Here is a 13,581-nt window from a genome sequence, read left to right as displayed (position 1 = left end):
CGGGAGATCAGCCGGCTTCGACCTGGTTCCCCGCCGCGGTCTTGCGCGTCGCCATCACCCAGGACAGGAACTCCTCGACGGCCTGGGCCGTGTAATGCGCCCGCGGTGAACCGTAGTAGAAGTCGAAAGCGTGCTGCGCGTGCGGGATTTCGGCGTACACCACCGGCGACGTCGACACATCCTTGAGCGCGTCGGCGAACTCACGGCCCTCGGGCACCGGGATGATCGAGTCGTCCTGGCCGTGCAGGATGAAGAACGGCGGCGCGTCGGCGCGCAGCCGGTGCAGCGGTGACGCGTCGACGTACAGCTGCCGGTTCTGCGCGATCGGCTTCTTGACGACGAACTTCTGCAGGAACGCGATGAACTCCTTGCGCCCGTTGCCCTTTGCCGAGACCCAGTCGTAGCGGCCGTAGATCGGCACCGCGGCGACCACGGAGGTGTCGGCGTCCTCGAACCCGGGCTGCAACGTCGGGTCATCGGCGGTCAGCGCGGCCAGCGCCGACAGGTGCCCGCCGGCCGAACCGCCGGTGATCGCGACGAAATCCGGGTCCCCGCCGTACTCGGCGATGTGCTCCTTGATCCAGGCCAGCGCCCGCTTGACGTCGACGATGTGGTCCGGCCAGGTGTTGCGCGGGCTGACCCGGTAGTCGATCGACACACAGATCCAGCCGTGGTCGGCGAGGTGGCTCAGCAGCGGGTAGGCCTGCGGCTTGCGCATCCCGATCGCCCACGCGCCGCCCGGAACCTGGAGCAGCACAGGGGCTTTGCCGTCGCGCGGCAGGTCGGCGCGGCGCCAGATGTCGGCCCGGTTCACCCGCAGCGGCCCGTAGTGCACGGTGCCGGCCTTCTCGACGTAGCGGCGGCGGACGATCTCGTTGGGCGGCACACCGATGTAGCGGCGCCGGGTGGACTTCGCCTTCTCGGCGATCTCCTGGTAGTCGGCGCCGAGCGCCTCCCGCAGCGGGTCCTCGAAATGCGGTTGGGCCGCCACGTTGCGGCGGTGGATCAGGTACAGCACCGCCCAGGACACGGCGGTCAGCGCCAGCGCGATCCGGCCGCGCGGGCCGCCGAAGTCGCCGCGGATACCGCGGCGCACCGCGTCGAGCATCGAGCCGGCCATGTACAGCGGCGACAACTCGGAGGTCGGCCACCCGAACGCGAAGACCGGGATCGTCGGATATCCCTCGCGGGCCAGCGGCCGCAGCCCGTTGGCGGCGTTGAGCAACTCCGCGGTGGCCCGCAGCAGCGGCCGGCGTTTAGGCATTCTCGAGGCGTTCCTTCAGATCCTTGCGGGAGATCTTGCCGGTGATGCTGCGGGGCAGCTCGTCGAGCACCGTGATCTCCCTTGGCACTTTGTAATTCGCGAGATGGTCGCGAACATGCTGCTTCAGCGTCTCCGGGGTAGCCGCGGCGCCGGGGTTCAAAACCACGAATGCGGCCAGTCGCTGCCCGAACTTCTCGTCGTCGACCCCGAGCACCGTGGCCTCGGCGACATCGGGATGCGTCGTCAGCGTCTTCTCGACCTCGATCGGGTAGACGTTCTCGCCACCGGACACGATCATCTCGTCGTCGCGGCCGACCACGAACAACCGGCCGTCCTCGTCGAGATAGCCGACGTCGCCCGAGGACATGAACCCGTCGTGGAAATCCTTGGTGGTCCCCGTGGTGTAGCCGTCGAACTGGGTCGAGTTGCGCACCCAGATGCCGCCGGTCTGCCCCGTGGGTACCTCGTTGAACTCGGTGTCGAGGATCCGGATCTCGGTGCCCTCGGCGGGTCGGCCCGCGGTGTCCGGCGCGGCGCGCAGATCGCGCGGCGTCGCGGTGGCGATCATGCCGGCCTCGGTGGCGTTGTAGTTGTTGTAGATCACGTCGCCGAAGCGGTCCATGAACTTGATGACGACGTCGGGGCGCATGCGCGAGCCCGACGCGGCGGCGAAGCGCAGCGAGCGCCCGCTGTACTTGTCGAGGACCTCGGTGGGCAGCTCCATGATGCGGTCGAACATCACCGGCACCACACACAATCCGGTGGCGCGGTACTTGTCGACCAGTTCCAGGGTGGCCTCGGGATCGAACTTGCGCCGGGTGATGATCGTGCACGACATCGATGCGGCGAACGCCAATTGCGAGAAGCCCCATGCGTGGAACATCGGTGCGGCGATCACGACGGGTTGTTCGGCGCGCCACGGGGTCCGGTCCAGGATCGCCTTGAGCACGCTGGGGTCACCGCCGGAGTGCTTGGCGCCCTTGGGTGTTCCGGTGGTCCCGGAGGTGAGCAGGATGACCCGCCCCTTCTCCATCGAGCGCACCGGTTCCCGGCCGTCGTGCTCGGCGATCAGCGATTCCACGGTCAGCGCGTCGGTGTCGGTGTCGGTCCACGCGACGATCCGGGTGGTGTCGGGGCGCCCGGCCACCGCGCGGTCCACCGTTTCGGTGAACTCCTCGTCGTAGATCACCGCGACCGAGCGGCCCTCGCCTTCGCGCTCGAGCACCTCGGCCAGCGCGGGACCGGCGAACGACGTGTTGAGCAGCAGCACATCGGCGCCGATGCGGTTGGCGGCGATCAGCGCGTCGACGAACCCGCGGTGGTTGCGGGCCATCAGCCCGATCACCTCGGGCTGGCCGCCGGGCAGCGCCTGCAGCGCGGCGGCGAGCGCGTCGGCGCGCCGGTCGATCTGGCGCCAGGTCAGGATCCCGAGTTCGTCGACGAGGCCGGCGCGGTCGGGGCAGCGCTGGGCGGCCGCGGCGAAACCGGAGGTGATCGCCATGTTCTCGCGCTGCATGGCCCCGACGATGCGCAGGTACTTGTCGGGGCGCAGCGGTGCGATCACGCCGGCGCGCGCCATCGTCGAGATCAGGCCGAGCGCGTTGGTCACGGAGTCGGTGAGGCCCATCGGGCTAACCGAGGATCGGGAGCTTGCGCTCCTGGGCCAGCTCGTCGAGGGCGCGCTGCATCACCCGTCGCACGTGCGCGTCGACCTCGTCGATGTCGGGGTTCTCGCCGAACTCCTCGATGATGTCGATCGGCGGCAGCGCCTTCATCGTGATCTTCGCGGGCAGCGGCACATTCGGCGGCACGACGACCGACAGGCCGAACGGGAACCCGAACGACACCGGCACGATCTTGGCGCGGAACAGTTTGGCGACCGGTCCGAGTGCCTTGGCGACGTCGGTGCCGCGGCTCAGGAACAGCTGACTCTCCTGGCCGCCGATGCCGACGGTCGGCACGATCGGCACACCGGCGTTGAGCGCGGCCCGGACGTAGCCGGTGCGGCCGCCGAAGTCGATCTTGTTCGCCGCCGCCGACGGGCGGTAGACGTCGTAGTCACCACCGGGGAACACCACCACCACTCCGCCCGAGCGCAGCGCCTCGTCGGCGTTGTGGTGGTTGGCCGGGATGAACCCGGTCTTCTTGAAGAACGCGCCCGTCGGCCCGACCATCAGCATGTCGTGGCTGAGCGTGTAGACCGGCCGGTCGTATCCGAACTTGTCGTAGAACCCGCTGGCGAAGATCGGCACGTCCATCGGGAACAGCCCGCCGGAATGGTTGGACACCACCAGCGCGCCGCCCTCGGGGAAGTCCTCCAGGCCGCGCACCTCGGCGCGGTGCCATCCCTTCAGGAACGGCTTGAGGATGCCCATCACCTTCTCGGTGAGCGCGGGATCCCATTTGGTGATCTCGGACGGGATCGTGTCGGTCGCGCTCACGGCGGCCCCCTCGAAAGACGTCGGCGTCGGACTGGAACGTGTTCTAGTTTTGCCAGTCTACCCACTTCGGAGAGGGGGTCCGTCCAGCTATGACCAGCATCACGTGACCGAAGAATCCAGGACCGGCGCAGAGCAGTCAAGGGTCTAGCCGGACAGCGAAGCCTTCACGGTCCGGGTCAGCGCATCGCCGAGGATCTCGTTCTGCCCGGCGAACAGGCCGTCGAGGGCCAGCTTCGCGATCAGCGCCGGATCGGTCTTCTGATCGGCCGGGATGTAGATGACCATGTCGGTGTCCATGTATCCGACGTGCAGCGCGGCGACGTGGATACCGCGCGGCGCGAGGTCCTCGCGCACGGCGTCGGTCATCGCCCACCCCGCGGCCTTGGCCGCCGAATACGCGCCGCTGGTGCCGGGATGCAGCCACGACAACACCGAGAGCACGTTCAGGATCGCGCCGGTGCCCCCGTTCTCGGCGATGTTGCGCTCGATGACGGGCACGAACGCCCGCGTCACGGCCAGCGTGCCGAAGTAGTGCGTCTCCATCTCCAGCCGGATGTCCTCGATCGGGCCGTCGAGCAGATTCGCCTGCGTCGACACCCCGGCGTTGTTCACCACCACGGTGACATCGCCGGCCTCTTCGGCGGCGCGCCGAACCGACTCGGGATCGGTGATGTCCAGCGCGATCGGGATGACGCCTGCGATGTCGACGGTCTCGGGGCGCCGTGCGCCCGCGTAGACCTTCGCGCCTCGGGCGACAAGCTCCTCGGCGAAGCGCTTGCCCAGTCCGCGGTTGGCTCCGGTGACCAGAGCCACGGTGTGTTCGGTGTGTTCGTTGTTCGTCATGTCCGGCTCAACACCGGCGACCCGTCCACGCGTCCCGCGCCGGCCGGATTTTGCAGCTAGCGGGTATCGGCACCGGCAACTCCGCCGAAATCCGGCGCGGTGCCCGTCGACCGTTATAGGGTCTAACCACTATGGCGGGACCCGGTCGGGGGATTCCGCCATAGTGCGTTTCGGGGCTCGTGATGATCGACATCTGAAGCGCAGCAGGAATTGCCATGTTCTGCGTGGAGGCGGCCGACGATACTCGGACACCGTGAGCGATCCTGCTGATAGGGACAGGCTGCGCGAGCTCCTCGACGCCGTCACCGACGCCGCCAACACCGACGTCGCCGACATGGCGCGCAGCAGCTACGCGTCGGAGTTCCACTTCTCCCGCGAGGTCCGGCGTCTGACCGGGGAACCACCCGCGACGCTGCGGCGGCGCGTGATGCTCGAACGCGCCGCGTGGCGGTTGCAGCGCGGCGAACCGGTCTCGGCGGTCGCCGCCGACGAGGGATGGTCGTCGCCCGAGGTGTTCTCCCGAGCCTTCCGTCGCACCTACGGGGTGCCGCCGTCGCAGGCCGGCGACGTGCCGTTCCGGCTGCCCGCCCCGAACGGCCTGCACTTCCATCCGCCGCAGTCGCTGTGGCTCGACAGCGACCGCGATCAGGATCCCGCCGTCGCGGGCATCGCCGAGCTGATGATCGTGCACGACATCGACGACACCGCGCATCTGCTGGCACGGGCCACCGAGCTGACCGCCGACCAGTGGGTCGCCGAGATCCGGCCGGCGCAGACGGTGCTGGAATGGGACGGCCCGGAACCGAGCGTCGGGGCCGTGCTGGGCACGATCGTGTGGAGCAAAGAGGTGTGGCTCGCGACGATCGGCGGCGACGACTTCCCTGCCCGCACCTCGACGCAACCCGCGTTCGTCGACGCCGACGCGCTCGCCGTCCACCACGACGACATCGCGAAGCGTTGGCGCGCAATGGTTTCCGAATATTCGGCGGCGGGCCGGCTCGGGGACACCGTGATCGACGCGCTGTGTGATCCGCCGGAATCCTTCCAGCTGTACGGCATCGTCGCGCACGTTCTGACCTATTCGGCGCACCGCCGCGAACTCGCCCGCGCCATGCTCGCCGAGCACGGTGTCAGCACCCGGCGCGGGGATCCCCTGGACTGGATGAGGAGCACCTGATGAGCACGATCTACTACACCGCCTCCAGCCTGGACGGCTACATCGTCGACGAGAACGGCAGCCTGGACTGGCTGGTGACCCGCGACATCCGCGAGGACGGGCCGTTCGCGATCGAGGAATTCATGGCCGGCGTCGGCTCCCTGGTGATGGGTGCCGACACCTACGAGTGGATCCTCGCCAACCACCCGGGGGAGTGGATGTACTCCCAGCCGTCGTGGGTGATGACCCACCGGCCCGGGATCGTCGCCGCCGAGCACCCCGTGCAGACGTACGCCGGGCCCGTCGCCGAGCTGCACCCTCGCCTGGGCGAGGCCGCGGCGGGTAAGAACGTCTGGGTGGTCGGTGGCGGCGAGGTCGCCAGGCAGTTCGTCGACGCCGGCCTGGTCGACGACATGATCGTGTCCTACGCGCCGTGCACGCTCGGCGCCGGTTCCCGGGTGCTGCCGATGCGCTCGGAATGGTCGCTGGTGTCCTCGGCCGTCAACGGCGATTTCGTGTGCGCGCACTGGCGTCGGAGTTAGGTCGCGACCACATCCGGACGTAGGCTGGCAGCAAACTCGTTCAGCGGGGGCGGACCGGAGGATGCAGCATGGGGCACTACAAGAGCAACGTCCGCGACCTGGAGTTCAACCTCTTCGAGGTGCTCGCGCTGGAGAAGGCGCTCGCCACCGGCGACTTCGGTGACCTCGATCTGCAGTCGGCCCACGAGATGCTCGCCCAGGCCGCCGAACTGGCCGAGGGCCCGGTCGCGGAGGCGTTCGCCGAGACCGATCGCACCCCGCCGTCGTTCGACCCGTCGACCCACGTCGTGACCATTCCGGCGGCGTTCAAGAAGTCGTTCCGGGCCTGGTATGACGGCGAATGGTTCCGCGTCGGCATGGCCGAGGCCATCGGCGGCGTGCCCGCGCCGTCGATGCTGGAGTGGGCGATCAACGAGCTCGCGCTCGGCGCGCAGCCGGCCGCGTTCATGTACGCCGCGGGTCCGAAGATGGCCCACATCATCGACTCCATCGGCAACGAGCAGCAGCGGCACTGGGCCAAGCTGATGATCGACCGCAACTGGGGCGCCACCATGGTTCTGACCGAACCCGACGCCGGCTCCGACGTCGGCGCCGGTCGCACCAAGGCGGTCCAGCAGGCCGACGGCACCTGGCACATCGACGGCGTGAAGCGGTTCATCACCAACGGCGACACCGACGACCTGTTCGAGAACATCGTGCACGTCGTGCTGGCCCGCCCGGAGGGCGCCGGACCCGGTACCAAGGGGCTGTCGCTGTTCATCGTGCCGAAGTTCCACTTCGATCCGCAGACCGGCGACCTCGGTGAACGCAACGGCGTGTTCGTCACCGGCCTCGAGCACAAGATGGGGCTGAAGGCGTCGGCGACCTGCGAGCTGACGTTCGGCCAGCACGGGACACCCGCGGTCGGCTGGCTGGTCAACGACACCCACAACGGCATCGCGCAGATGTTCAAGGTCATCGAGTACGCGCGAATGATGGTGGGCACCAAGGCGATCGCGACACTGTCGACCGGATACTTGAACGCCCTCGAATACGCCAAGACCCGCGTGCAGGGCGCCGACATGACCCAGATGACCGACAAGACGGCCCCGCGCGTCACGATCATCCACCACCCCGACGTGCGTCGCGCGCTGATGACGCAGAAGGCCTACGCCGAAGGGCTGCGGGCGCTGTACCTCTACACCGCCGCGCACCAGGACACCGGGGTCGCCGCGATCGTCTCCGGCGCCGACGAGGCGATGGCCGGGCGCGTCAACGATCTGCTGCTGCCGATCGTCAAGGGCGTCGGCTCCGAACGGGCCTACCAGTGCCTGACCGAGTCGCTGCAGACGTTCGGCGGATCGGGCTTCCTGCAGGACTATCCGATCGAGCAGTACATCCGCGACGCGAAGATCGACTCGCTCTACGAGGGCACCACCGCGATCCAGGCGCAGGACTTCTTCTTCCGCAAGATCGCCAGGGATCAGGGCGGCGCGCTGCTGCACGTGGTCGGCCAGCTGCGGAAGTTCCTCGACGATCCCGCGGCCCGCCCGGAACTGGCCACCGAGCGCTCGCTGCTGGCCACCGCCGTCGGTGACGTGCAGGAGATGGTCGCCGCGATGACGAAGTTCCTGGTCGACTCGCAGGAGAATCCGCGCGAGCTGTATCGCCTCGGCCTGGAGTCGGTCCCGTTCCTGCTCGCCGTCGGCGACCTGCTGCTGGGCTGGCTGCTGCTGCAGCAGGCCGAGATCGCGCTGAACGCCCTCGACGGCGACATCGCCGAGCGCGACCGGGCGTTCTACGCCGGCAAGGTCGCGACCGGAAAGTTCTTCGCCCGCAACGTGCTTCCGCGGCTCACCGCGCAGCGGACGATTCTGCAGGCCGTCGACCTGACCGCGATGGACCTGGCCGAAGCCGCGTTCTGAGCGCGCGGGTCCCCTCGCGAGCAGTCGTGAACTCGCACCCTTTCCGGCGTGTCGGTGCGAGTGTGTGTCTTCTCGGCGGTGAGTTTCGGGGCGTGCGGAGGTCGGTACACCCGTGACCGACAACCAGCGACAGATCCGGGACACCGTCGAGCGGTGGATCGAGGCGATCCGCGCCCGCGACCTCGACGGCGTGCTCGCCGCCCACACCGAAGACCTCGTGATGTTCGACGCGACCCCGCCTTACGACGGGGTCCGGGGCACCGCCGCCTACCGCGACTCGTGGCCGCCATTCTTCGACTTCCTGGCCGGCGGCGCGCTGTTCGAGCTCGTCGAACTCGACGTGGTCGCCGGGGACGACGTCGGTTTCGCGTACGCGCTGCTGCGCTGCGGGCTTCCCGAGCACCTGGAAGCCAAGCCCGGCGAACGGCTGCGCATCACCATGGGACTGCGGAAAGCGGACGGGCAGTGGCTGATCGCCCACGAGCACCACTCGTTCCCAATCGAGAACTGAGTCCCCGGGTGCGCCGAACGCACGCTTTATGACCGATTTCCGGTGATTTCCCGGCATATTCCGTGCAGTCGGCGACCCGTGCCCCACCAGACACCCACCAGACGCAAAATCGCACGCCCACCGCGGTGAGCGTGCGATTTTGTGTCTGCTCGTCAGGAAGCCGGCGGCGTGTATCCGAACGGCAGCAGGATGCTCTTCTGCTCGCAGTACGCCTCGATGCCCTCCCAGCCGTTCTCCCGGCCGATGCCCGAGTTCTTGTAACCGCCGAACGGGGCGCACGGGTCGAACGCGTACATGTTCACCGCGTAGGTGCCGGTGCGGATCCGCCGCGCGATCTTGAGCGCCCGGTCGTTGTCGGTGGTGTACACCGAACCCGCCAGCCCGTAGACCGAGTCGTTGGCGATGCGCACCGCGTCGTCCTCGTCCTCGTAGGGGATCACCGCGAGCACCGGGCCGAAGATCTCCTCCTGCGCGATGGTCATCGAGTTGTCGACGTCGGCGAACACCGTCGGCTGGACGAACCAGCCGCTGTCCAGGCCCTCCGGGCGGCCGCCGCCGGTGACCACCCGCGCGCCTTCCTCGATGCCCTTCTTGATGTAGCCCTCGACACGCTCGCGCTGCTTCTCGCTGATCAGCGGGCCGATCATGGCGGCCGGGTTGTCCGGCAGCCCGGGGGCCATGCCGGCCGCGGCGGCCGACAACTTCTCGACGACCTCGTCGTAGCGCGAGCGCGGCGCCAGGATGCGGGTCTGCCCGACGCATGCCTGGCCCGAATTCATCAGGCCCGAGAACACCAGCATCGGCAGCGTCGAGTCCAGATCGGCGTCGTCGAGGATGATCGCCGCGGACTTGCCGCCGAGTTCCAGCGTGCACGGCTTGAGCTTGTCGGCCGCGATCTTCGCGATCTCCTTGCCGACGCCCGACGAGCCGGTGAACGTGTACTTGTCCAGGTTCGGGTTCGCGGTCAGCGCCTGACCGGTCTCCGGGCCGCCCGGCACGATCGACAGCACGCCCTCGGGCAGGCCCGCCTCGACGAACATCTCGGCCATCGCGAACACCGACAGCGGGGTCTCGGCGGCCGGCTTGAGCACGACGGTGCAGCCGGCCAGCAGCGCGGGACCGAGCTTGTTGGCGGCCAGGAAGAACGGCACGTTCCACGCGGTGACGGCGCCGACGACGCCGACCGGCTCACGCACCACCAGCGTCTGCCCGTACACGCCGTCGCGGATGTCCTGCCAGGTGAACTTGTCGGCCGCGCCGGCATAGAACTGGAACGACGACATCGCGGCGCCGTACTGCATCATGTCGACGATCGTCGGCGGCTGACCGGTCTCGGCGGCCAGCAGGAACTTCAGTTCGTCGGCGCGCTCCTCCATGAGCTTGACCGCACGGCCCAGCACCTCGGCGCGCTCGGCGGGCGACAGCTGCGGCCACGGCCCGTTGTCGAACGCCTCACGCGCGGCGGCGCAGGCGGCGTCGACGTCGGCCGCCGAGGCCAGCGGCACCTTGCCGACGAGTTCTCCGGTGGCCGGCGAATGAACCTCGATCACATCCGAGGTCGCCGGCTCGACCCATTTGCCGCCGATGAACAGCTTGTCCCATTCGGTCCTGAAGGCCGTGCTCTGTGTCATACCGGTCACACTACCGACCGGATCGCGAAACGAGAACCTGTTGCAAGACAGCCGTCAAGAGGGCTGCAACACCAGCACCAGATTGCTCACCAGGAATTCCCTGACCCCGGGCACACCCGTCAGACCCCATGCCCATCGCGGGTGGTAGCGAGGGAATGCGGCGACGAGCGCCCCGGTGCCGCGCGCCCAGCGCAGTCCGTCGGCCGCGGAGACGGCGAACAACGACGAGCCGTAGTCGTTCTTCGGCCGGTGGCCGTGTTTGCGGGTGTAGCGCTCGGCCGCGCGATACCCGCCGAGATAGTGCGTCAGGCCCATCTCGTGACCGCCGAACGGGCCCAGCCACACCGTGTAGGACAGCACCGCGAGCCCGCCGGGGCGGGTCACGCGCAGCATCTCGTCGCCGAGGCGCCACGGCTGCGCGACGTGCTCGGCGACGTTCGACGACAGGCAGATGTCCACGCTGTCGTCGGCGATCGGCAACGCGGTGCCCGAGGCCCGCAGGAACGTCCCGGCGGGGTCGTGGGTGCGCGGAGACGCCGCGTGCATCTCGCGGGGGTCGGGTTCGACACCGATGTAGCGCACCCCGGCCGCGGTGAACGCCGACGCGAAGTAGCCCGGGCCGCCGCCGACGTCGAGCAGCGTCAGGCCCCGGATGGAGCTGCCGACGGCCGAACGCCACAGGTCCTCGACCATCGCGACGGTGTCGGCGGCCAGCGCGCCGTAGAACCGGTCCGGGTCGCTCTGCTCGAACCGGAACGCCGAGAGCAGCCGCAGTGAACGCGACAGCGTCGCCCGCCGGGCGAGCAGATCCGTAGCGGCCACCCGGACACCCTACGCAGGGCGGTTAGGCTGGCACGGTTATGTCACCCCGGCCAGAACGCGACCAGCCCGCGCCCGTGGGCTCCGTGCTGCTGCTGTGCTGGCGCGACACCGGGCACCCGCAGGGCGGCGGTTCCGAGACCTATCTGCAGCGCATCGGCGCGCAGCTGGCCGCCTCGGGGACCAGGGTGACGCTGCGCACCGCGCGCTACCCGGGCTCGGCGCGCCGCGAGGTCGTCGACGGGGTGCACATCCAGCGCCGCGGCGGCGCCTACACGGTCTACGTGTGGGCCGGGCTGGCGATGGCCGCGGCCAAGATCGGTCTCGGCCCGCTGCGCCGGGTCCGGCCCGACGTCGTCGTCGACACCCAGAACGGTTTGCCGTTCCTGTCCCGGCTGGTGCACGGCCGCCGCGCGGTGGTGCTGGTGCACCACTGCCACCGCGAGCAGTGGCCGGTGGCCGGGCCGGTGATGAGCCGCATCGGCTGGTTCGTCGAGTCGCGGATCGCGCCGCGGCTGTACCGGGGAAACCAGTACGTGACGGTGTCGCTGCCATCGGCGCGCGACCTCGCGGTGCTGGGCGTGCACCCCGAACATGTCGCGGTGGTGCGCAACGGCGTCGACGCGGCGCCCGCCGAGTCGCTGACCGTGCCCCGCTCGGCGACCCCGCGGGTGGTGGTGCTGTCCCGGCTGGTGCCGCACAAGCAGATCGAGGACGCGCTCGACGTGATCGCCGCGCTGCGTCCCAGGATTCCCGGCCTGCATCTCGACGTGCTCGGCGACGGTTGGTGGGCGCAGAAGCTGACCGACCATGCTGCGCAGCTGGGCATCTCCGACGCGGTCACCTTCCACGGCCACGTCGACGACGCCACCAAACACACTGTGCTGCAGCGCAGCTGGGTTCAGGTGCTGCCGTCGCGCAAGGAGGGCTGGGGGCTGGCGGTGGTCGAGGCCGCCCAGCACGGGGTGCCGACCATCGGCTACAGGTCCTCGGGCGGTCTGACCGACTCGATCGTCGACGGTGTCACCGGCATGCTGGTCGACGGCTACAGCGACCTGGTCGACGGGCTGGAGCGGCTGCTCACCGACGATGTGCTGCGTGAGCAGCTGGGCACCAAGGCGCAGGTGCGCAGCGGTGAGTTCTCCTGGCGGCAGAGCGCCGACGCGATGCGCGCGGTGCTGGAATCGGTGCACGCGGGGCGCATCACCAGCGGCGTCCTCTGACGCGTCAGGCGGGCACAGCCGCGGGCACCAGGCGCACCGGCATCGACCGGATGCCGTTCATCAGCACCGATCGGACCCGCTCGACCGGGCCGATCGGCTCGATGTCCGTTGTGCGGGTGAGGATCTCGCGGAAGATCGCGGCAGCCTCGGCCCGCGCCAGGCTGGCGCCGAGGCAGAAGTGCGTGCCTCCGCCGCCGAACGCCAGGTGCTGGTTCGGGGTGCGCCCGACGTCGAAGCGGTCCGGGTCGGCGAAGTGCGCCTCGTCCCGGTTGGCCGACGGGTAGAACATCGCCACCCGCTCACCGGAACGCATCCGCACCCCGCCCACCTCGGTGTCGCGGGTCGCGGTGCGGGTGAACACGGTGACCGGGCTGGTCCAGCGCAACATCTCCTCGATCGCGGTGGGCATCAGCGACGGGTCGGCGGTCAGCCGCAGCCGCTGCTCGGGGTGGTCGATCAGTGCGAGAGTTCCTGCTGCGACGAGGTTTCGGGTGGTGTCCCCGCCCGCGTTGATCAGCAGCAGGAAGAACAGGTTGAACTCGAGGTCGGTCAGCCGCTGCCCGTCGACCTCGGCGTGCAGCAGCGCGGTCGCGATGTCGTCGCCCGGCGAGGCCCGTTTCAGCGCGGCGAGCGCGCTCGCGTACTCGAACATCTCCGTCTGGGCCTGCACGAGTTCGGGGTCGTGCAGTGGCCGGGTGTTCATGATGTCGGTCAGCGCGTACAGCCGGCGGCCGTCTTCGGTTGGGATGCCCAGCAATTCGGCGATCACGTAGGACGGCAGCGCGCCTGCCACGTCGTTGACGAACTCGCATTCGCCGCGCTCCAGCGCGTCGTCGACGATCTCGCGGGCCATGTCCGCGGTGCGCGCGCCCAGCCGGGCGACATGGCGCGGGGTGAAGCCGCGGCTGACCAGCGCCCGCAGCGCGGTGTGCCGCGGCGGGTCCATCGTCAGCATCATCAGCTCCAGCTGATAGGCGTCCTCGGGCGCCGGGACGTCGAAGAAAACCCCGGTCGCCTGCGACGACCACGTCTCGCTGTCCCTGGACACCGCGTAGATGTCGTCGTAGCGGGTCAGCGCCCAGAAACCCGTGTCGCCGTGCGGGTGCCACGCCACCGGCGCCCGGTGGCGCAGTTCGCGGAACGCGTCGTACGGCATCCCGGCCAGGTAGACGTCCGGTTCGGTGAGATCGACCCCGCCGACGGTGATCGCGTCCGTGGCCATAGGGCGCACTGTAGCCGGGTGCCTC

12 protein-coding genes are annotated in these 13,581 nt (G+C 69.3%); 5 read left to right on the top strand and 7 right to left on the bottom strand.

The annotated features are described in order from the left end of the window. Positions 1–7: 7 nt before the first annotated feature. From BST38_RS11840 to BST38_RS11825, 4 genes are all read right to left on the bottom strand, one after another. Positions 8–1,264, bottom strand: a complete 1,257-nt coding sequence (locus BST38_RS11840; protein WP_083143483.1) for an alpha/beta hydrolase — start codon at positions 1,262–1,264, stop codon at positions 8–10. Beyond that, positions 1,257–2,891, bottom strand: coding sequence for an acyl-CoA ligase FadD12 (fadD12, locus tag BST38_RS11835; RefSeq protein WP_083143482.1), 1,635 nt, complete (start codon positions 2,889–2,891; stop codon positions 1,257–1,259). The genes BST38_RS11840 and fadD12 overlap by 8 nt, the downstream gene beginning before the upstream one ends. 4 nt (positions 2,892–2,895) lie before the next feature. Next, complete coding sequence (locus BST38_RS11830; protein ID WP_083143481.1) at positions 2,896–3,705, bottom strand: 1-acyl-sn-glycerol-3-phosphate acyltransferase; 810 nt, start codon at positions 3,703–3,705, stop codon at positions 2,896–2,898. A gap of 144 nt (positions 3,706–3,849) precedes the next feature. Further along, positions 3,850–4,548 carry an SDR family oxidoreductase gene (locus BST38_RS11825; RefSeq protein WP_083143480.1) on the bottom strand — a complete coding sequence of 233 codons (699 nt, stop codon included), beginning with the start codon at positions 4,546–4,548 and terminating at the stop codon, positions 3,850–3,852. Between the two features lie 253 nt (positions 4,549–4,801). Between BST38_RS11825 and BST38_RS11820 the strand changes: the two genes are divergently transcribed. From BST38_RS11820 to BST38_RS11805, 4 genes are all read left to right on the top strand, one after another. Next, positions 4,802–5,725, top strand: a complete 924-nt coding sequence (locus BST38_RS11820) for a helix-turn-helix domain-containing protein (RefSeq protein ID WP_083143479.1) — start codon at positions 4,802–4,804, stop codon at positions 5,723–5,725. Next, the gene (locus tag BST38_RS11815) at positions 5,725–6,246 is read left to right on the top strand and encodes a dihydrofolate reductase family protein (protein ID WP_083143478.1); all 522 of its coding nucleotides are present in this window, start codon (positions 5,725–5,727) and stop codon (positions 6,244–6,246) included. The genes BST38_RS11820 and BST38_RS11815 overlap by 1 nt, the downstream gene beginning before the upstream one ends. Positions 6,247–6,314: 68 nt before the next feature. Then, positions 6,315–8,150 (top strand): acyl-CoA dehydrogenase, encoded by a 1,836-nt coding sequence (locus BST38_RS11810; protein WP_083143477.1) that lies wholly within the window; start codon positions 6,315–6,317, stop codon positions 8,148–8,150. A 112-nt stretch (positions 8,151–8,262) separates the two neighbouring features. Beyond that, positions 8,263–8,661: a YybH family protein gene (locus BST38_RS11805; RefSeq protein ID WP_083143476.1), complete on the top strand. Its 399-nt coding sequence runs from the start codon at positions 8,263–8,265 to the stop codon at positions 8,659–8,661. Positions 8,662–8,813: 152 nt separating this feature from the next. On the opposite strand, the gene BST38_RS11800 is transcribed toward BST38_RS11805, so the two are convergent. Further along, the gene (locus tag BST38_RS11800) at positions 8,814–10,292 is read right to left on the bottom strand and encodes an aldehyde dehydrogenase (protein ID WP_083143475.1); all 1,479 of its coding nucleotides are present in this window, start codon (positions 10,290–10,292) and stop codon (positions 8,814–8,816) included. A gap of 54 nt (positions 10,293–10,346) precedes the next feature. Then, positions 10,347–11,114: a class I SAM-dependent methyltransferase gene (locus BST38_RS11795; RefSeq protein ID WP_083143474.1), complete on the bottom strand. Its 768-nt coding sequence runs from the start codon at positions 11,112–11,114 to the stop codon at positions 10,347–10,349. 38 nt (positions 11,115–11,152) lie between these two features. On the opposite strand from BST38_RS11795, the gene BST38_RS11790 reads away from it, so the two are divergent. After that, positions 11,153–12,334 (top strand): glycosyltransferase family 4 protein, encoded by a 1,182-nt coding sequence (locus tag BST38_RS11790; RefSeq protein ID WP_083143473.1) that lies wholly within the window; start codon positions 11,153–11,155, stop codon positions 12,332–12,334. Between the two features lie 4 nt (positions 12,335–12,338). Here the strand turns inward: BST38_RS11790 and BST38_RS11785 are convergent, their stop codons facing one another. Further along, positions 12,339–13,556, bottom strand: coding sequence for a cytochrome P450 (locus BST38_RS11785; protein ID WP_083143472.1), 1,218 nt, complete (start codon positions 13,554–13,556; stop codon positions 12,339–12,341). Positions 13,557–13,581: the final 25 nt, after the last annotated feature.

The sequence above is a fragment of the Mycolicibacterium parafortuitum genome (assembly GCF_002086815.1).
GTDB lineage: Bacteria > Actinomycetota > Actinomycetes > Mycobacteriales > Mycobacteriaceae > Mycobacterium > Mycobacterium parafortuitum.
The sequence above is the reverse complement of the archived record's forward strand: the minus strand, read 5'-3'. Positions and strand labels throughout refer to the sequence as shown.